The sequence below is a fragment of the Kitasatospora sp. NPDC058406 genome (genome assembly GCF_042722765.1).
In the GTDB taxonomy this organism is placed as follows: Bacteria; Actinomycetota; Actinomycetes; order Streptomycetales; family Streptomycetaceae; genus Kitasatospora.
Genome location: NZ_JBHXKE010000026.1, coordinates 21,302 through 40,146, shown reverse-complemented (window position 1 = coordinate 40,146; position 18,845 = coordinate 21,302). Strand labels below are relative to the sequence as shown.

15 protein-coding genes are annotated in these 18,845 nt (G+C 74.4%); 11 read left to right on the top strand and 4 right to left on the bottom strand.

Annotation, left to right across the window (positions count from 1 at the left end; translation table 11 throughout):
• The first annotated feature begins 129 nt into the window (after window positions 1–129).
• The gene (locus ACFWOG_RS07965) at window positions 130–1,386 is read left to right on the top strand and encodes a PP2C family protein-serine/threonine phosphatase (RefSeq protein WP_329883157.1); all 1,257 of its coding nucleotides are present in this window, start codon (window positions 130–132) and stop codon (window positions 1,384–1,386) included.
• Here the strand turns inward: ACFWOG_RS07965 and ACFWOG_RS07960 are convergent.
• Entirely contained in the window at window positions 1,378–2,349 is a 972-nt protein-coding gene (locus tag ACFWOG_RS07960) for an endonuclease/exonuclease/phosphatase family protein (RefSeq protein ID WP_329883156.1), read from the bottom strand. The genes ACFWOG_RS07965 and ACFWOG_RS07960 overlap by 9 nt on opposite strands.
• Window positions 2,350–2,493: 144 nt before the next feature.
• Between ACFWOG_RS07960 and ACFWOG_RS07955 the strand changes: the two genes are divergently transcribed.
• The 6 genes from ACFWOG_RS07955 (at window position 2,494) to ACFWOG_RS07930 (ending at window position 10,817) form a co-directional block, all read left to right on the top strand.
• Entirely contained in the window at window positions 2,494–3,156 is a 663-nt protein-coding gene (locus ACFWOG_RS07955) for a PadR family transcriptional regulator (RefSeq protein ID WP_380355888.1), read from the top strand.
• Window positions 3,157–3,265: 109 nt separating this feature from the next.
• Window positions 3,266–4,039 carry an ABC transporter ATP-binding protein gene (locus ACFWOG_RS07950; RefSeq protein WP_329883154.1) on the top strand — a complete coding sequence of 258 codons (774 nt, stop codon included), beginning with the start codon at window positions 3,266–3,268 and terminating at the stop codon, window positions 4,037–4,039.
• A complete protein-coding gene (locus tag ACFWOG_RS07945; protein ID WP_380355885.1) occupies window positions 4,036–6,918 on the top strand; it encodes an FtsX-like permease family protein in 2,883 nt (960 codons plus the stop codon). The genes ACFWOG_RS07950 and ACFWOG_RS07945 overlap by 4 nt, the downstream gene beginning before the upstream one ends.
• Window positions 6,919–7,055: 137 nt before the next feature.
• Window positions 7,056–8,468 carry a M20/M25/M40 family metallo-hydrolase gene (locus ACFWOG_RS07940; protein WP_380355882.1) on the top strand — a complete coding sequence of 471 codons (1,413 nt, stop codon included), beginning with the start codon at window positions 7,056–7,058 and terminating at the stop codon, window positions 8,466–8,468.
• A gap of 43 nt (window positions 8,469–8,511) precedes the next feature.
• Window positions 8,512–9,453 (top strand): NAD(+) diphosphatase, encoded by a 942-nt coding sequence (nudC, locus tag ACFWOG_RS07935; RefSeq protein WP_380355880.1) that lies wholly within the window; start codon window positions 8,512–8,514, stop codon window positions 9,451–9,453.
• A 338-nt stretch (window positions 9,454–9,791) separates the two neighbouring features.
• Entirely contained in the window at window positions 9,792–10,817 is a 1,026-nt protein-coding gene (locus tag ACFWOG_RS07930) for a GntR family transcriptional regulator (protein ID WP_380355878.1), read from the top strand.
• A 25-nt stretch (window positions 10,818–10,842) separates the two neighbouring features.
• Here the strand turns inward: ACFWOG_RS07930 and ACFWOG_RS07925 are convergent, their stop codons facing one another.
• Complete coding sequence (locus tag ACFWOG_RS07925; protein WP_329883149.1) at window positions 10,843–11,100, bottom strand: mycoredoxin; 258 nt, start codon at window positions 11,098–11,100, stop codon at window positions 10,843–10,845.
• Window positions 11,101–11,351: 251 nt separating this feature from the next.
• Here ACFWOG_RS07925 and ACFWOG_RS07920 point away from each other — a divergent pair, with 251 nt between their 5' ends.
• From ACFWOG_RS07920 to ACFWOG_RS07905, 4 genes are all read left to right on the top strand, one after another.
• Window positions 11,352–13,616 (top strand): ATP-dependent DNA helicase UvrD2, encoded by a 2,265-nt coding sequence (locus tag ACFWOG_RS07920; protein ID WP_380355875.1) that lies wholly within the window; start codon window positions 11,352–11,354, stop codon window positions 13,614–13,616.
• Between the two features lie 281 nt (window positions 13,617–13,897).
• Window positions 13,898–14,374, top strand: coding sequence for a hypothetical protein (locus ACFWOG_RS07915; protein ID WP_380355872.1), 477 nt, complete (start codon window positions 13,898–13,900; stop codon window positions 14,372–14,374).
• Window positions 14,375–14,542: 168 nt separating this feature from the next.
• The gene (locus ACFWOG_RS07910; protein ID WP_380355869.1) at window positions 14,543–14,908 is read left to right on the top strand and encodes a WhiB family transcriptional regulator; all 366 of its coding nucleotides are present in this window, start codon (window positions 14,543–14,545) and stop codon (window positions 14,906–14,908) included.
• A 149-nt stretch (window positions 14,909–15,057) separates the two neighbouring features.
• Window positions 15,058–15,303 carry a hypothetical protein gene (locus ACFWOG_RS07905; RefSeq protein ID WP_380355913.1) on the top strand — a complete coding sequence of 82 codons (246 nt, stop codon included), beginning with the start codon at window positions 15,058–15,060 and terminating at the stop codon, window positions 15,301–15,303.
• A gap of 237 nt (window positions 15,304–15,540) precedes the next feature.
• Here ACFWOG_RS07905 and ACFWOG_RS07900 read toward each other — a convergent pair whose 3' ends face one another.
• Together ACFWOG_RS07900 and ACFWOG_RS07895 are read right to left on the bottom strand one after the other, a co-directional pair.
• Window positions 15,541–16,914 (bottom strand): AarF/ABC1/UbiB kinase family protein, encoded by a 1,374-nt coding sequence (locus ACFWOG_RS07900; RefSeq protein ID WP_329883145.1) that lies wholly within the window; start codon window positions 16,912–16,914, stop codon window positions 15,541–15,543.
• A gap of 122 nt (window positions 16,915–17,036) precedes the next feature.
• Complete coding sequence (locus tag ACFWOG_RS07895; protein WP_329883144.1) at window positions 17,037–18,587, bottom strand: FAD-binding oxidoreductase; 1,551 nt, start codon at window positions 18,585–18,587, stop codon at window positions 17,037–17,039.
• Window positions 18,588–18,845 lie beyond the last annotated feature (258 nt).

Here is an 18,845-nt window from a genome sequence, read left to right as displayed (position 1 = left end):
GCCTATTGTGGGGTCGGTAACCGGTCAACCCCCGTGCTCCGGCCGCCAGCGACGCCCGCATTCCCTAACCCTCAGTCATCACCGCAGGTGCCCCCCGGGCATCGGCGTCTTCTGCTGGAGAGACCGAAGTTGAGCGCGACCGGATGGATCAGAGAACGGTTCGCCGGGCCGACCCCGGGAACCGCACCCGGCGCGACCGGCACCTGGCCGAGGACGGCGCTCACGCTGCCGTTCATCGGCATGGCGCTGGTCGTCGTCCTCGACTACTTCACCGACGCCGCCGTCACCGTCGAACCGGCGCTCACCGCCGTCCCCGCCCTGGCCGCCGTGGTCAGCCGGCGCACCTGGTACCCGCTGGCCATCGGCGCCTGCACCGAGGCCGCCGCCTTCCTGATGGCCTTCCACAACGACGTGCTCGGCGAGTCCGTGCACAGCGCCACCGTCTTCGCCATCGTCCTGGTCGCCGCGATCGGGTGGGTCAGCGCCACCCTGCGGCTGCGCCAGGAACAGCTCCTCGCCGACGCCCAGCTGGTCGCCTCGATCGCCCGACGGGTCCTGCTCCGGCCCGTGCCCGAGCGGGTCGGCACCGTCAAGGCGGCCGTCCACTACGAGGCCGCCGCCGCGCACGCCAGGATCGGCGGCGACCTCTACGAGGTCGTCAACACCCGGCACGGCGTCCGGGCCGTGGTCGGTGACGTCCGCGGCAAGGGGCTCGGCGCCGTCGAGACCGCCGCCGCCGTGCTCGGCGCCTTCCGCGAGGCCGCCCACCAGGAGGCCGCCCTCGACCGGGTGGCCGGCTGGCTCGCCGTCAGCCTCGACCGCGCCCTGCACGAGAACGACCACCCGGGCGTGGAGGAGGAGTTCGTCACCCTCGTCCTGATCGGCGTCCGGTCCGACGGCACCGCCGAGATCGTCAACTGCGGCCACCCGGCCCCGCTGCTGCTGCGCGGGACCGAACCGGTACGGCCGCTCGAACTCGCCGAGACGGTGCCCCCGCTCGGCGTCCTCGACCCCGCCGACGTCCGGCCGCCGGTGCACCGCGTCCCGCTGCGCCACGGCGACCGGGTGCTGCTCTTCACCGACGGCGTCATCGAGGCGCGGGACCGGGCCGGCGTCTTCTACCCGCTCGCGGACCGGCTCCCGGTCTGCGCCGACGGACGCCCGGCCGACGTGCTGCGCCGCCTGCACGAGGACGTGGTCCGCCACGTCGGCCGCCAGCTCGGCGACGACGCCGCCATGCTGCTGCTCCAGTACGACCCGCAGCCGGTCGCCGACCGGCCGGACCCGGCCGCGAACGTCCCGCACGTCCCGCACCAGAACGGCCAGCTCTCCCGTCCGGCGGTGGCGGGGCCGGCCGCCCCGGCCCCCGGCGGTCGGTCAGAGTGAGGCCTCCACCACCAGCGGCCGGTGGTCCGAGACCCCGGTGAGCGGAGCGGCTGCCGGGCCGACGGCGGCGCGCGGCACGCCGATCGCCAGCACGTGGTCGAACTGGACCGCCGGCCGGTGCGACGGGTAGGTGGGCGTGCGGGCGAGGTCGTACCAGCCCTGCAGCCGGGCCCGCGGCTCGCGCACCCGGCGCCGGCGGGCGTCGGTGAACTGCGGCCGGGCCCGCCGGGCCGCCCGCAGTTCGCGGACCTTCGCGCGGGGCGCGGTGCGGTCCAGCGCCGCCGCCGAGCCCAGGACGGTGCGCGGCACCGCGCCGATCAGGTTGAAGTCGCCGAGCACCAGGTACGGCTGCGGCAGGTCGGCGATCCAGCGCCGGATCCCGGCGAGCTGCGCCATGTTCCAGCCGGGCACGAACGACAGGTGCGCCGCCACCACGGTGAACGGTCCGTTCCCGCCCTCCAGCACCGCGGCCAGCGCGGCCCGCGGCTCGTCGGGGACGGGGGTGAGCCCGCGGCGTCCGGCCACCCGCAGCGGCAGCCCGAACGGGGCGGGCGCGAACCGGCGGGCCCGCCAGTGCAGCACCGGCAGTCGGGTCAGCAGCGCCGTGCCGTACGCGGGCGGGGCGTCGTCGCCGACCTCGCCCGGCCCGTAGACCTGGATCCCGGCGGGCACCGAGAGGTCGGGCACCCAGCCGGCCACCGGTGCGGGCCGGCCGTGCAGGGCGGCGGCGAACCGCCAGTCGGCCGCGCCCATCGCCTTGGCGGCGACGGCGGCCTGGTCGGTGCCGCCGGACCGGGCCTGGTGCCGGTCCACCTCCTGGAGGGCCAGCACGTCGGCGTCCAGTGCGGCCACCGCCTCCGCCAGCGGCCCGCCGGGGTCGGCCGGGTAGGGGCGGGGGGCGCCGTCCGGGGCGAGGGGCTGACCGTGCAGCAGATTGAAGGTGGCGATGCGCAACTGGCTCACACCGCACGACGGTACCCGCTCGCCGGGGGCCGGTGCGCGGCCCGGTCCCCGGCGGGCGCGGGAGCGGCCGGTACGGCCCCGGCGCGGCTCGGCCGCGGGGGGCTCGGCTTGACCTGCCGGGCATACCCGGTATACATACTCGGTATGTCCATCCGTCACGGCCTGCTCGCCCTGCTCGACCAGGGGCCGCGCTACGGCTACCAGCTGAGAACCGAGTTCGAGGCGCGCACCGGCGCCACCTGGCCGCTCAACGTCGGCCAGGTCTACACCACCCTCGCCCGCCTGGAACGCGACGGACTGGTCGTCCCCGCCGGCGAGGACGACGAAGGGCACCAGTTCTACGCCGTCACCGACGCCGGCCGGGCCGAACTGCACGCCTGGTTCGACAGCCCGGTGCCGCGCACCAACCCGCCCCGCGACGAGCTCGCCATCAAGCTCGCCATGGCCGTCACCGTCCCCGGCGTCGACGTGCCCGCCGTCGTCCAGAGCCAGCGCCGGCACAGCATCAAGGCGCTCCAGGACTACACCCGGCTCAAGGGCCGCGCCCTCGCCGGCGAGAGCCGCCCCACCGCCACCGGCGGGACGGCCGCGACGTACGACGGCACCGGCGCCGACCTGGCCTGGCTGCTCGTCCTCGAACAGCTCATCTTCCAGACCGAGGCCGAGGTCCGCTGGCTCGACCACTGCGAGACCCGGCTCGCCCAGCGCGCCGAGATCGAACAGGCCCGCGCCGCCGAGAACCGGCAGAACGACCCCGCGCCGGCGCCCGCGCCCCGCCGGATCGGACGCCGCCGCACCACGGCCTGAGCCGCCCCGGCGGCCCACCCCGTACGGACCCCGACACCGTACGCACCGACGAACCACCGGCCCGGCCGCACCACACGATGCGGCGGGCCCCACCACAGCAGGGGGAATCGTGTCCCACACCGATCCGACCAGGGACGGCCGCAAGCCCGTCCTGCACCTGGACAACGTCACCCGCGTCCACGGGCAGGGCGCCGGCGAGGTGCGGGCGCTGCGCGGCGTCGACCTCAAGGTCCACCCCGGGGAGTTCGTCGCCGTCATGGGCCCGTCCGGGTCCGGCAAGTCCACCCTGCTCACCCTCGCGGGCGGCCTGGACACCCCCACCGACGGCCAGGTCCTCGTCGAAGGCGTCGCCCTCGGCGGACTCGACCGCAAGCGGCTCGCCGAGGTCCGCCGCCGATCCGTCGGCTACGTCTTCCAGGACTACAACCTGATACCGGCCCTCACCGCCGCCGAGAACATCTCCCTCCCGCGTGAACTCGACGGCCTCTCCGGCCGCGCCGCCCGCCGCGAGGCCCTCGTCGCCCTCGAAGAGCTCGGCATCCCCGAACTCGCCGACCGCTTCCCCGACGACATGTCCGGCGGCCAGCAGCAGCGCGTCGCCATCGCCCGCGCCCTCATCGGCGACCGCCGCCTCGTCCTCGCCGACGAGCCCACCGGCGCCCTCGACTCCACCACCGGCGAGTCGGTCCTCGCCGTCCTGCGCGCCCGCTGCGACGAGGGCGCCGCCGCCATGATGGTCACCCACGAACCCCGGCACGCCGCCTGGGCCGACCGCGTCGTGTTCCTCCGCGACGGCCGCATGGTCGACGAGAGCGTCAGCCAGGACGCCGGCAGCCTCCTCGTCGCCGCCGCCGCCAACGCGAAGGGCCCGGTGGAGCAGTGAAGCTCAGCGCCTGGCGGGTCGCCCTGCGCATCGCCCGCCGTGACGCCCTGCGCGCCAAGGGCCGCAGCGCCCTCGTCGTCGCCATGGTCGCCCTGCCGGTCCTCGGCGTGGCCGGCGCCGACGTCGTCTTCCGCAGCGCCGAACTCGACCCGGGCGAGAAGGTCGTCCGCACCATGGGCCGGTCCGCCGCCGAGATCCGCCTGCTCGAACGCGGCTCCATCGTGCTCCAGCCGCCGGACCCGGAGTCCGACTTCCACCTGGAGAGCGCCGAGGAGGCCAAGAAGGAGAACGGGCAGCCCGTCCACACCCCCGAGCAGAAGCGCAGCCTCGCCACCGAGCCCGGCGAACTCGTCAAGCAGCTCCTGCCGGCCGGCGCCACCCTCGTCCCCGTGCGCCAGGGCCCCTACACCGCCAGCAGCACCCGCGACGGCCTCGTCAACGTCAAGACCGTCGAGGCCGACCTCACCGACCCGGTCTGGCGCGGACGGATCGACCTCGTCGGGGGCCGCGCCCCGAGCGCCGACCACGAGGTCGCCGTCACCCGGGACTTCCTCGACCGCTCCGGGCTGCGGATCGGCGACCGGACCGCCCCGCGCGGCCTCGAAGCCACCCCGTACACCATCACCGGTGTCGCCGAGTACCCCGGCGACCTGCGCACCGCCGCCGTCGTCGCCCGGCCCGGCGCCCTGATCGACCCGCTCGGCAAACTGCCCGGCGCCGATGCGAACCGGGGCCGCGGCTCCTCCTCGGGCTCCGACGACCGCTGGCTGGTCAAGCTCCCCGCCGGCGGCGTCGTCGACTGGGCCAAGGTCCAGGAGCTCAACAAGCACGGATTCACCGTCAGCTCCCGCGCCGTCATGCTCGACCCGCCGGCCCGCTCCGAGGTGCCGTTCTACGACTACCAGGACCGCCGGGGCGGCGGCGCGACCCCGTTCCTCGACAAGACCTCCGTCGTCATCCTCGCCACCGTCGTCGGCATGGCCCTGCTGGAGATCGTGCTCCTCGCGGGCCCCGCCTTCGCCGTCGGTGCCCGGCGCTCCCGGCGGCAGCTCGGCCTGCTCGCCGCCGGCGGCGGTGACCGCGCCAACGTCCGCGCCGTCGTCCTCGGCGGCGGTGTCGTCCTCGGCCTCACCGGCGCGGCCGTCGGCCTCGTCACCGGCATCGGCCTGGTGGCCGCGCTGCGCACCTCCGCGGAGAGCTACGCCGGGGAGCGGTTCGGCCACTTCGACCTGCAGCCGGTCGACCTGTTCGGCATCCTGCTGATCGGCCTGGTCACCGGCCTGCTCGCGGCCGTCGTCCCCGCCGTCCAGGCCTCCCGCCAGGACGTCGTGGCCGCGCTCACCGGCCGCGACAGCCTCAAGCCGCCGAGCCGCAAGCTCGCCCTGCTCGGCCTGGCGATGCTCGGCGCCGGCTCCGCCCTCGCCCTGCTCGGCGCCACCGGCGGCTTCGGCAGCCGCTCGACGGCCGTCCTCGGCGGCTCGGCCGTCGCCGAACTCGGCATGGTCGCCCTCACCCCCTACCTGGTCGGCCTCTTCGGCCGGATCGGCCGCTGGCTGCCGCTCGGCCCCCGCCTCGCCCTGCGCGACTCCGTCCGCCACCGCGGCCGCACCGCCCCCGCGGTCGCCGCCGTGATGGCCGCCGTCGCGGGCTCCGTCGCCGTCGGCATCTACGGCGCCAGCAGCGACGAGCAGCACCGGCGCGAGTACACCGCCGCCGGCCCGGCCAACGCGGTCATCGTCACCAACGGCTGGGGCGCCGCCTCCGACGGCTCGATGCTCCCGCAGCTGCGCGGCGCCGTGCAGGACAACATCCCCGCCCTCGGCGAGCGCGCCGACGTCCGGCGCGTCAACTACAAGGGCGACTGCCGGGCCACCAACGGCTCCTGCGGCCACGTCGGCATCGTCCTGCCCGAGGAACTGCGCTGCCCGGTCTGGGGCAAGCGGTCCGTCATGATCGACGGCGAGGCCGAGCGGCTGCTCCGCGAGGACCCGCGCTGCCGCTCGGCGTACGTCTTCCGCGGCAGCTCCTTCGGGAGCGTCCAGGCCGGCGACGGCAACCTGCTGCGCAACCTCTACGGCGCCACCGACCCGGCCGGCGCCCAGGCGCTCGCCGCCGGCAAGGTCGTGGTCTTCGACCAGCGCTACATCAAGGACGGGAAGGTGACGTTCGAACTCACCGAGCCGGACGACCCGAACCAGCCGGTCACCCCCGACCGGGAGCCGGTCGTCCACCCCGTCACCGTCGACGCCGTCCACGTCGAAGCGCCGGTCCAGGCCGGCGGCGACGCCGTGCTCGGCGCCGACACCGCCGTCCGCCTCGGTCTCACCACCAGCGACTCCGGTTCGGTCTGGCTGCCCGGGACCGCGCCGACCGACCGGGCGGAGCAGAAGGTCCGCGGCGCGCTCGCCAAGCTGTCCGACGGCACCGACTTCGAGGTCGAGCGCGGCTACCGGTCGGAGAACGACCTGATCTCCCTCGGGCTCACCGCCTTCGCGGGCCTGGTCGCCCTCGGCGCCGCGGGCATCGCCACCGGTCTCGCCGCCGCCGACTCCCAGCGGGACCTGACCACCCTCGCGGCGGTCGGCGCCGCGCCCCGGGTCCGGCGCACCCTCTCCGGCTTCCAGTGCGGCGTCATCGCCGCGATGGGCGCCCTGCTCGGTGCCGTCGCCGGGGTCGTGCCCGCCGTGGCGCTGCGCAAGGTCGAGGCCGCCGCGCAGGCCTACCCGGGGATGAGCCTCCAGGAGGAGACCGCCAAGGGCGTCGTGGTCTTCCCCTGGCTCAACGTCGGGGCCACCGTGGTCCTGCTGCCGCTGCTCGCGGTGGCGCTGGCCGCACTGCTCACCCGCTCGCGGATCTCACTGCTGCGGCGCTCCGGCTGAGCACCGTCCTCCCGCCCCCGTCGCCCCCGGTCGCCGCCCCCCTGCGGCCGGGGGTGACGGACGTTACAGGCCTTCCGGTGTCCACCGGCCGGGACCGGGGCCCGTCCGACCCGCGCGGGCGAACTAAAGTCGTCCGTATGACGAGAACTCCGGACAGCGTCGTCCGCGCCTTCATCGACCAGCACCAGGCCGCCTTCCTCGCGGACCTCGCCGACTGGCTCCGCATCCCCTCGGTCTCCGCCGACCCCGGCCGGGCCGACGACGTGCGCCGCTCCGCCGAGTGGCTGGCCGCGAAGCTGCGCGACACCGGCTTCCCGGTGGCCGAGGTCTGGGAGACGGACGGCCTGCCGGCGGTCTTCGCCGAGTGGCCGTCCGGGGACTCGTCCGCGCCGACCGTGCTGGTCTACGGGCACCACGACGTGCAGCCGGCGGCCAAGGAGGACGGCTGGGCGACCGAGCCGTTCGAGCCGACCGTGGTCGGGAAGCAGCTGTTCGCCCGCGGCGCCGCCGACGACAAGGGCCAGGTCTTCTTCCACACCCTGGGGGTGCGGGCCCACCTGGCCGCCACCGGCCGCACCGCGCCGGCCGTCAACCTCAAGCTGCTGATCGAGGGCGAGGAGGAGTCCGGCTCGCCGCACTTCGCCGACCTGGTCCGGCGCGAGGCCGCGCGGCTCGCCGCCGACGTGGTGATCATCTCGGACACCGGGATGTGGTCCGAGACCACGCCGACCGTCTGCACCGGCATGCGCGGCCTGGCCGACGCCCAGATCGACCTGTACGGGCCGGACACCGACATCCACTCCGGCTCGTTCGGCGGCGCCGTGCCCAACCCGGCCGCCGTCGCCGCCGACCTGGCCGCCGGCCTGCACGACGCGGACCGCCGGGTCGCCGTCCCCGGCTTCTACGACGGCGTGATCGAACTGACCGAGCGCGAGCGCGAGCTCTTCGCCGAGCTGCCCTTCGACGAGGCGCAGTGGCTGAGGGTCGCCAAGTCGTACGGCACCCTCGGCGAGGCCGGCTACTCCACCCTGGAGCGGATCTGGGCCCGGCCGACCGCCGAGGTCAACGGCATCTGGGGCGGTTACACCGGCCCCGGCGGCAAGACCATCGTGCCCTCCTCGGCCCACCTCAAGCTCTCCTTCCGGCTGGTCGCCGGACAGGAGGTGGAGAAGGTCCGGGAGGCCGTCCGCGCCTGGGCGGCCGACCGGGTCCCGGCGGGCATCCGGTACGAGCTGGTCTTCCCGGGGGCGACCCGGCCCTGCCTGACCCCGCTCGACCACCTGGCGCTGCAGTCCACCGTCCGGGCGATGGGGCGGGCCTTCGAACAGAAGATCCTCTTCACCCGGGAGGGCGGCTCCGGCCCGGCCGCCGACCTCCAGGACGTGCTCGGCGCGCCGGTGCTGTTCCTCGGCATCTCGGTGCCCTCGGACGGCTGGCACTCGGTCGACGAGAAGGTCGAGCTGGACCTGCTGGCCAAGGGTGTGGAGACCGCCGCCTACCTCTGGGCCGACCTGGCCGAGAACTGGCGGCCGGGCAGCGCGAGCGAGTGAACCCGAACCGTCCGGAAGACACATCACGTGGGGATGGAAACAGTTGAGCACCGTGCCTGAGACCGAACACCCGCTGCACCTGGCGCTGGCCCGGGCCGGGGTGGACCGGGCGGCCCAGCACCGGTTCGACGAACCCTGGCTGGCGGCCGCCTGGAGCCACCCGACCACCAAGGTGCTGCCGATCGCCGGCGGCGAGGCCTTCGTGGTCGACACCGGGCAGGGGACCGAGCTGGTCCTGATGCCCTCCTTCGAGGCGCCGCAGACCGGCGACCGGTACTTCCTCGGCACCGACGAGGACGGCGTCTCCTACTTCGCGCTGGCGGGCGAGAGCCTGCCGGGCCGGCTGGACGGCGACGCCCGCCCGGCCGGGCTGCGCGAGGTCGGCGCCCTGCTCTCCGGCCGGGACGCCGGGCTGCTGGTGCACGCCGTCGCGCTGGAGCACTGGCACCGGCTGCACAGCTTCTGCTCGCGCTGCGGCCACCCGACCGAGAAGGCCGGGGCCGGTCACGTGCGGCGGTGCACGTCCTGCGCGGCCGAGCACTACCCGCGCACCGACCCGGCGGTGATCATGATGATCACCGACGACGAGGACCGCTGCCTGCTCGGCCGCCAGGCGCTCTGGCCCGAGGGACGCTGGTCGACGCTGGCCGGCTTCGTCGAGCCGGGGGAGTCGATCGAGCAGGCGGTCGTCCGCGAGGTGTACGAGGAGGCCGGGGTCCGGGTCTCCGCCGTCTCCTACGTGGCCAGCCAGCCGTGGCCGTTCCCGTCCAGCCTGATGCTCGGCTTCATGGGCAAGGCGGACCCGGCGGGCACCACGATCACCGTGGACGGCGAGGAACTGGCCGAGGCGCGCTGGTTCTCCCGGGAGGAGCTGCGGGCCGGGATGGCGGCGGGGGAGATCCTGCCGCCGTCGGGGATCTCGATCGCCCGGCACCTGGTCGAGCTCTGGTACGGGGAGCCGTTGCCGTCGGCGGCCCGCTGGTAGTCACCGGGGGCCGGTGGCGACGGGCTCGAAGGCCGACGGGCCGGGCGGCACCGGCTCGGGTGTAACGGGCCGGGCGTAACGGCCCGGGTGTAACGGGCCCGGGTGTAACGGCCCGGCCGTAATTCGAGTGGATTGAAGCGTTCTTGATATTGGGGGCGCGCGGACCAGTTCCGTGCGCCCCCAATATTCCTTCCGAAACCGCCGGCTTCCGATGTTCGTAACCGGAGCGGCCCTGTCCAGTACGGCACGTGCGCGGGTGCCGGCCGCCGTCACCGATCCCGGGCGACTTTGTCGCAAACGCCTGAAAGCCCGTCGCCGCCCTCGCTACATTCTCTCGGGTGACAATCCCACGGGGCACCGCCCAATCCCCCAAATACCAGCGCCTCGCCGCAGACCTGCGCCGACGGATCGCCGAGGGCGAGTTCACCACCGAGGCCGCCCTCCCGGTCGAGAGCGAACTGGAACGCCAGTACGGGGTCGCCCGCAACACCGTCCGGCTGGCCGTCGACGTGCTGGTCAACGAAGGCCGCCTGGTCCGGCTCCAGGGCAAGGGGACCTACCTGCGCGAGCACCCGGTGCTCGACCACCGCGCCTACGGGCCCGCGCCCGGCCGCGACGTCCGCCCCAGCCTGCCGGGGCCGGCCGGACCGTCGGGCGCCGCCGGGTCCTCCGGGCTCTCCGGATCCGTCGGGTCCGTCGGGATGCCCGGGCTCTCCGGGGCCCTGGTGGCCTCGGCGGCGTCGGGGAGCACGGCGGCGACGGGGACCACGGGAGTGCCGGGTGCCCCGGGGGCCGAGGACGGCCCGCGCGACTGCCTGGCCGTCCCCAGTGCCGTCTACCGCGGCGAGGCCGCCGACGCCGGACGCGAGCTCACCGTCGACTTCGAGATGATGATCGTCCGGGCCCGGATCGACATCGCCGAACGGCTCGGCCTGCGCCCCGGCGAGGCGATCGTCGTCCGCCGCCAGCTGCGCCTGCTCGACCGCGAGCCCTACTCCATCGAGGAGAGCCACTACCGGGCGGGCCTCGCCGCCGGCACCCCGCTGATGGAGCCCGACCAGATCGACGGCGGTGACGAGGCGGTGCTCGCCGCCCTCGGACGCACCGAGATCGGCGCGGTCGACCACCTGGTCGCGCGGATGCCGGGCCCCGAGGAGGCCCAGTGGTTCCAGGGCGGCCCCGGCGTGCCGCTGGTGGTCCAGACCCGGGTCACGTACGACCGCCGCGGGCCGGTCCGGGTCATCGAGACCCGCTACTCCGCCGACCGCAGCCGGCTGGTCTACGGCATCGGCGACCTCGCCGCCCGGGCGTCGCTGCCCGCGCCCGCCGCACCCGTCGACCCGGCCCGGGCCGACGCGCCGTAGCGCGCCGTGCCCGGGCCCGCGGACCTCAGGCCGCCAGGGCCTTCTTCACCTGGAGCAGGCTCGGGTTGGTCATCACGACCCGCTCGCCGCCGCCCGTCGGCTGCACCAGCACCGTCGGGACGGTCTGGTTGCCGTTGTTCACCGACTCGACGAAGGACGCCGACGCCGGGTCGTCCTCGATGTTGATCTCGGTGTAGCCGATGCCTTCACGGTCCAGCTGGCTCTTGAGCCGGTTGCAGTAGCCGCACCAGGTCGTGCTGTACATCGTCACGCTGCCGGACATCGGGGGGACTCCTTCGAAAGAGAGAGGGGCGTACGGTTCCAGGAGGAGAACGTCCGCCGTACGGCGGTCATTCCGCGCCCCGGCCGGCGGCCCCGCGTCGTTCCGCGCGGTCGCGGAGAAGCACACCCCGGCGTGCGGCGAAGGGAACGCGCCCTCAAGTGCGACAACCCGCCGGACCGCGCAGCGATCATCCTGCGATCACACCGCACCTGTGGACAACCGCTCCCCGGTTGTCCGAGCGGGCTGAGAGGATGGAACGCATGCAGGAAGACCTCTTGAGCGGCATTCCGTTCGACGACCACGGCAGCGACCGGTCCGGCCGATACGACGCCACCGGTCCCGACGCGGTCCTCGCCGGGCTCGACCCCGAACAGCGGGCCGTCGCCACCGCCCTGCACGGGCCCGTCTGCGTCCTCGCGGGAGCCGGCACCGGCAAGACCCGGGCCATCACCCACCGCATCGCCTACGGCGTGCGCAGCGGTGTCTACCAGCCCCAGCAGGTCCTCGCGGTCACCTTCACCGCCCGCGCCGCCGGCGAGATGCGCGGCCGCCTGCGCCAGCTCGGCGCCGAGGGCGTCCAGGCCCGCACCTTCCACGCCGCCGCCCTCCGCCAGCTCCAGTACTTCTGGCCGCGCGCCGTCGGCGGACCGGTGCCCCAGCTGCTGGAACGCAAGGTCCAGCTGGTCGCCGAGGCCGCGAGCCGCTGCGGCCTGCGCGTCCAGCGCACCGAACTGCGCGACCTCACCGCCGAGATCGAATGGGCCAAGGTCACCCAGATCGGCCCCGACGACTACCCCGCCGCCGTCCAGAAGTCCGGCCGCGAGGCCCCCCGGGACCCGGCCGAGACCGCCCAGGTCTACCGCGTCTACGAAGAGGCCAAGACCCGCCGCGGCGTCATCGACTTCGAGGACGTCCTGCTGCTCACCGCCGCCATCCTGGAGGACCGCCCCGACATCGCCGACCAGGTCCGGTCCCAGTACCGGCACTTCACCGTCGACGAGTACCAGGACGTCTCCCCGCTCCAGCAGCGCCTCCTCGACCAGTGGACCGGACCCGGCGGCGGCGCCAGCCTGTGCGTCGTCGGCGACGCCAGCCAGACCATCTACTCCTTCACCGGCGCCACCCCGGACTACCTGCTCAACTTCCGCACCCGCCACCCCGAGGCGACGGTCGTCAAGCTGGTCCGCGACTACCGCTCCACCCCGCAGGTCGTCCACCTCGCCAACGGGCTGCTCTCCCAGGCCCGCGGCGAGGCCGCCCGGCACCGCCTCGAACTCGTCTCCCAGCGCGAGGCCGGCCCCGAGCCGGTCTACACCGAGTACGAGGACGAGCCGACCGAGGCCGAGACCACCGCCCGCCGGATCAAGGACCTCCTCGCCGCCGGCGTCCGCGCCAGCGAGGTCGCCGTGCTCTTCCGCACCAACGGCCAGTCCGAGGTCTACGAGCAGGCCCTCGCCGACCTCGGCGTCCCCTACCAGCTCAAGGGTGCCGAGCGGTTCTTCGAACGGCCCGAGGTCCGCGACGCCGGCGTCCTGCTGCGCGGCGCCGCCCGGGCCGGCTCCGACCCGCTCACCGACGACGCCCCCGACCTCGCCGGCCAGGTTCGCGCCGTCCTCGCCACCCGCGGGTTCACCGCCGAGCCGCCGGCCGGCTCCGGGGCCGTCCGCGACCGCTGGGAGTCCCTCGCGGCGCTCGTCCGCCTCGCCGAGGAGTTCGAACGCACCCGGACCGCCGAGGGCCTGGCCGGCGACCTCGCCGCCTACGTCGCCGAACTCGACGCCCGCGCCGCCGCCCAGCACGCCCCCGCCGTCGAGGGCGTCACACTCGCCTCCCTGCACGCCGCCAAGGGCCTCGAATGGGACGCCGTCTTCCTCGTCGGCCTCACCGAGGGCACCCTGCCGATCATCTACGCCAAGACCGACGAGCAGGTCGAGGAGGAGCGCCGCCTCCTCTACGTCGGCGTCACCCGCGCCCGCAAGCACCTCTCCCTCTCCTGGGCGCTCTCCCGCTCCCCCGGCGGCCGGGCCTCCCGCAAGCCCAGCCGCTTCCTCGACGGACTGCGCCCCGGCTCCAGCGCCCCCGGCGCCCGCTCCGCGGGCCGCGGCGGACGCGGCGGCGTCGAGGCGGGCGAGCGCTCCGCCGCCCGCCGGGCCCGCGGACCGGTCAAGTGCCGGGTCTGCGACCGTGCCCTCACCGAGGCCGTCGAGCGCAAGCTCCGCCGCTGCGAGACCTGCCCGTCCACCATGGACGAGGCGCTGTACGAACGGCTGCGCGAGTGGCGGGCCGCCCAGGCCCGCAAGCAGGGGGCCCCGGCCTACGTCGTCTTCACCGACGCCACGCTGATGGCCATCGCCGAGGACGTCCCCGGCACCCGTCAGGAGCTGGCCGTCATCTCCGGAGTCGGTGCCATGAAGCTGGACAAATACGGGGCCGCCGTGCTCTCGTTGTGTGCGGGGGAGGAGCCCGAGGAGGATCCGGCGGACGTCGAGGACGACCGGTCGGACGAACCGGTGTGAGCCGGTCCGGGGCGATCACAGCCGGCGTCGTGAGATGCCGCGGAGACCGTCGGGAAACTCGCCGGAAAAATAGTTTGCGCGCCGTACCGGGAGCGCAATAGCCTGCCGGAGCGGTCAAGGGGAACGCGGTCGCACGGGGTGACGCCTGTGCCACTGTCTCCTGCGCCCACCAGCCACACACCAGCTTGACCAGCTCGAACCAGCTTCACCGAGACAGACATCCGAACAGTTCGGAGCCCGGGAGACCAGGCTCCGCGAGACGCCGAGAGGAGGCGAAGGCAGTGGGAACCATCATGATCACCAAAATGACTGGCCAGACCGCCGACGCTGCCCTCCTGCGCGCCGCCCACCTGCGGGCACTCGCTGAGCTGTGCGGAACCGGTCTGGGCCTCGACACCACCGGTGTCTCCGTCGTTCCCGCCACCCCCGCCCTCGCTGTCAGTGGCCTTGGCCAAACTGACCTCGGCAGCACCGGCATCAATGGCGGCAACCTCGACGGCACCAGTGTCGAAGGCGGTCTGTCCCGTGACTGGGCGTCGGTCGATGCGTCGCGCTCCCCGCGTGATGAGCGACCGATCCAGGCACCGAAGGCAGCTGTAGTCGCCATGCATGGCGACTATGCGCAGGTCGTCGGTGCCGGAAACACCCAGAAGCAGAACGAGCAGCAGATCAAGCACGCCATGGCCGCCTTTACCGGCGCCACGGCCATCCGGATGCGGGCCTTCCGCGGGCCTGAACCCTGGAGAGAACGAACCTGAGCCAGCCTCAGGTCGGCACCTCCAGGGCCGCGGAACCCGTCACACCGGGATCCGCGGCCCTTCTGTTTTGTCCGGTACGCACGACCACCCAGGCCCTCCGGGGCCTCCGGCCCAGCCCCACCAGTCAGCTGAGCCGGACCCACTGAAAAGACGAGGAAGACGCCCACAGTGTCCACGGTCATCACACCGCCCACCCCGTCCGTACCGCCGACGAACCAGATCCAGGCCGACCAGGCCGACCCTCCGGAGGTTTCCCCCATGCAGATCACCTCGATCGACCAGGCCGAAGAGCTCGGTCTCCCCGTGCCGTGCCGCGCCTTCGACCCCGAGGTCTTCTTCGCCGAGACGCCCGCCGACGTCGAGTACGCGAAGTCCCTCTGCGGCACCTGCCCCGTCAAGGACGCCTGTCTCACCGGCGCCCTGGAGCGCCGCGAGCCCTGGGGCGTCTGGGGCGGCGAGCTCTTCGTCCAGGGTGTCGTCGTGGCCCGCAAGCGGCCGCGTGGCCGCCCGCGCAAGACCGAGGTCGCGGCGTGAACCCCGTGTTCGGAGCCGAGGCCGTCCGCCGGGGAGAGCAGCCCCCGCTGGACAGCGCCCTCCGCCGCTCCGTACGCATCGCCGCCGCCAAGGCCGACACGGCCCGCGTCCACCCCTTCCCGACAACGCACCACGAGCAGGACCACCACATGACCGCCGCCGCCGTCGATCCCACCGTCCGCGCAGAGCAGACCACCGAACGTCAGATCCAGAACAGGACCCTCGAAATGCAACTTCTCCACGAATCCCTGGCTCGCGCCCATATGCAAGAGCGCCTCCAGGAGGCGGAGCACCAACGACTCGTCGTCCGGGTCGCCCGGGCCCACCGGCTCAAGCAGAAGGCCGAGCGGGCCTCGATGCGTGCCCGCAAGGCCCTCGCCGTCGCGCTGATGTAGTCGCGCGGACGCAGTCGTCCCGGTGCCGTCGCACCGCCGACACCGCCCCGGCCACCGCCGGACCCCCGTCGTGCCGCAGGCCGCCCCCCGTACCCGGGGGGCGGCCTGCGGCGTTGTCGCACGATCCGAGCGGGCGGTCGTCCGCCGGACGCTCCGCCGGGCACTGCGCCGAGCCGGGGCGTCGCGCGCGGCCGTGCCCTCCGCCGCGCGGCGCGGAGCGGCGTACTGCCGAGCGGTTCAGCCCTTCTTGGCCGGCCCCCGCCGCTTCGCCGGGGCCGGCGGCTCCTCCGCGAACTCCGGCAGCCACTCCAGCATCTCCGCCCGGAACGGCGCCTTCGCCCCCAGCTGGCAGAGCACCCCGATCGTGCTCAGCGTCACCCGGTGGATCAACAGGTAGGACGGCGGCAGGTTCAACTGCTTGCCCAGGTTGTACGCCGGCGACCGGGGATCGGCGATCCGCGCCGCCTGCGCCCGCATCCACGCCCGGGTGAAGTGGAACGAGTCCACGGCCGCGGGCTCGATCATCGGCAGCAGGTAGTCCAGCACCGCGTCCGGATCCAGCTCGATCGAGGGCTTCACGAAGCCCTCCTCCCGCAGCATCGCCAGCACACCCGTCGCGTCCCCGGCCAGGGCCATCCGCAGCGACGCCCCGATCGGCGCGGGGAGCCCGCCCGGCAACCGGTCCACCGTCCCGAAGTCCAGCACCCCCAGCCGCCAGCCCTCCACCGGGCCGTCGTCCTTCAGCAGCCGGAAGTTGCCCGGGTGCGGGTCGGCGTGCAGCAACCCCGTCCGCGACGGACCGGCGAACAGGAACCGTGCCAGCAGCCGGCCCGCCCGGTCCCGCTCCTCCTGCGTGCCGCTCGTGATCACCTCGGACAGCGGCGTGCCGTCCATCCACTCCGACACCAGCACCTGGTCGGCCTGCGCCACGACACCCGGCACCACGATCTCCGGGTCGTTCGCGAACTCCTCGGCATGGCGTTCCTGGGCCTGCGCCTCCAGCTCGTAGTCCAGCTCCTCGGCGACCCGCTCACGCAGCTCGGTGATCAGCGGCTTGATGTCCAGCCCCGGAATCAGCGGACCCAGCAACCAGGCCACCCGGCTCAGCTGCGTGAGATCCGCGAGCAGCGCGTCCCCCGCCCCCGGGTACTGCACCTTGACCGCGACCGCGCGCCCGTCGTGCCAGACCGCCCGGTGCACCTGGCCGATCGAGGCAGCCGCGGCCGGACGCTCGTCGAACTCCCGGAACAGCTTCCGCCAGTCCTTGCCCAGCCGTTGCTCCAGCGCCGTGTGCACGGTGGCGGCGGGCATCGGCGGCGCGGCGTCCTGCAGCTTGGTCAGCGCCGCCCGGTACGGGCCCGCCACCTCCTCGGGCAGCGCGGCCTCGAAGACGGACAGCACCTGCCCGAACTTCATCGCCCCGCCCTTGAGTTCGCCCAGGACCTTGAAGAGCTGGTCGGCGGTCGCCTGCTGCAGTTCGGCCGTCACCACCTCGGCCGAGCGTCCGCCGATCCGCTTCCCCAGCCCGAGAGTGGCCCGGCCGGCTATCCCCAGCGGCAGGGCGGCGAGTCTTGCCGTGCGGGTCATTGCCTTGCGCGGAAGATCGCTCACCCGGGCCTCCAATCGACACGCCCCCGGCCCCCGCAGCGGAGGCCGGCTGTCATAGGCCATTGTGCCCGCTCGCCGCCCCGGCCCCGGCCGGATTTCGCACCCCGCCGGGGCCGGGACCGACCTCAGCCCCGGCCCCCGGGCCGCGGACGGGTGCCGATGGCCTGCGGGAACGAGAACAGCCGGTGCGGGTCGTACCGGTGCTTCACCGCGACCAGTCGCGGATAGTTCTCTCCGTAGTAGGCGCGCTGCCAGTCCGGCAGACCGGGGTCGATGAAGTTCTGGTAGCTCTCGCCGCCGGAGTGCGGGTCGAGCAGCGCGAACCCGCCGTCCACCCAGCCGCGGGCGGCGGCGACCGCGGCCTCGTCCACCGGGCCGGTGGCGATGACCGCGCCGAAGCTCGCGTTGAACTGCGCGTCGCGGTGGACGTACGCGGTGGCGGTCCGTGCCGGGTCGTTGGCCGCGCCGCCCAGCGCGCTCAGCTGGACCATCCGCTGCTGGCCCGCCTGCCGGTCGGTGCCGAGGCGGCCGATCGCGGCCTCCCAGACCGCGCGGGGCGGAGGCCCGTCGAACAGCCTGCCCCGGTCCACCGCGGCGGTCGGCCGGGCCAGTACGGCGGCCGGACCGGTGCCCGCCCGGTGGCACTGCTCCTGGGTGAAGGACCCGCAGCCGTAGAGGCCCATCATGACGGAGCGGTACGGCGCGGTGAAGCTGTTCCGGGAGGCCGGGACCGCGCCGACCAGCGAGACCAACCGGCCGATCTCCGCCGAGAGTTCGGCCTCGGTGCCGACCGAACCGATCAGCACCGAGATGAACGGGGGCGCACCGGGGGCGGCGGGGAGACCGACCACGGCGCCGCCGCCCAGCGTCCGAGGGGCGTCGGGCAGCCAGTGCGCCCAGGCGTCGAGCAGGTCGACCGCGTGGTCGAAGGTCCAGGAGAGGTTGGCCAGGGTCAGTGTGGCCAGCGGGACGGCCTTCACCGTGTAGGAGGTGACGACACCGAAATTGCCGCCACCGCCGCCGCGCAGCGCCCAGTACAGGTCGTCGTGGTCGTCCGGCGAGGCGGTGACCGTCCTGCCGTTCGCCAGCACCACACGGGCGGAGGTCACCTTGTCGCTGGAGATGCCGACGTGCCGGGTGAGCAGGCCGATCCCCCCACCCTGGAGGAAGCCGCCCAGGGAGACGGTGGGACAGAACCCGCCGGACACCGCGAGGCCGTACGGGGCGACGGCGTTGGTCACGTCGACCAGCTGGGTGCCGCCGCCGAAGGTGGCCGAGCCGTCGGCGGCGACGGCGGCCGAGTTGAGGCGGGAGACGTCGATCACCAGCCCGGTGCCGGTGGAGTAGCCGCCGCCGCTGTGGCCGCCGGCGCGGACGGCGATCGGGATGTCCTGGTCCTGGGCGTAGCGGAGACAGAGGGAGACGTCGGCCTCGTCGGCGCAGTAGGCGACGGCGGCCGGTTCGACGGCGTCGAAGCGGGCCTGGCCGATCTGCTTGGCGACGCCGTAGGCCGGGTCGCCGGGGAGGACGAGGGTGCCGTGCAGACGGCCGGAGAGCCGGGACCAGCGCCGTCGCCGGGTCTCGGCGGTCGTGGCGACGGCGGGGAGAGCGGGGACGGCCGCCAGCGGGAGGGCCAGCGCGCCGGCACCGCCGAGGAGCGATCTGCGAGTGATCATGCCGGGACCTTTCGGTGAGGTCGTGCACGAGCGTTGCGATCGGTGGAAGGGGCCATCTTCCGGTCGTCGGCCGGGTGGCCGACGACACAGTAGCGCAGGGGGTGGGCGGGGGACGGGGGGTTCGGGAGGGCCTTTCCGCGCTTCGGGGGGGGGGGCGCCCCCCCCCCCCCCCGCCCCCCCCCCCCGGGGGGGGGGGGGGGGGTGGGCGCGCGGGGCGGGGCGGGCGCGACGCGCCCCCCGGCGGCGGACACCAACCCC

Bases quoted from the DNA above. Each gene is read 5' to 3' on its own strand.
- ACFWOG_RS07955 (WP_380355888.1), top strand. From the start codon at position 2,494: ATGTCCATCCGTCACGGCCTGCTCGCCCTGCTCGACCAGGGGCCGCGC.
- ACFWOG_RS07940 (WP_380355882.1), top strand. From the start codon at position 7,056: ATGACGAGAACTCCGGACAGCGTCGTCCGCGCCTTCATCGACCAGCAC.
- ACFWOG_RS07925 (WP_329883149.1), bottom strand. From the start codon at position 11,100: ATGTCCGGCAGCGTGACGATGTACAGCACGACCTGGTGCGGCTACTGC.
- ACFWOG_RS07920 (WP_380355875.1), top strand. From the start codon at position 11,352: ATGGAACGCATGCAGGAAGACCTCTTGAGCGGCATTCCGTTCGACGAC.
- ACFWOG_RS07905 (WP_380355913.1), top strand. From the start codon at position 15,058: ATGACCGCCGCCGCCGTCGATCCCACCGTCCGCGCAGAGCAGACCACC.
- ACFWOG_RS07895 (WP_329883144.1), bottom strand. From the start codon at position 18,587: ATGATCACTCGCAGATCGCTCCTCGGCGGTGCCGGCGCGCTGGCCCTC.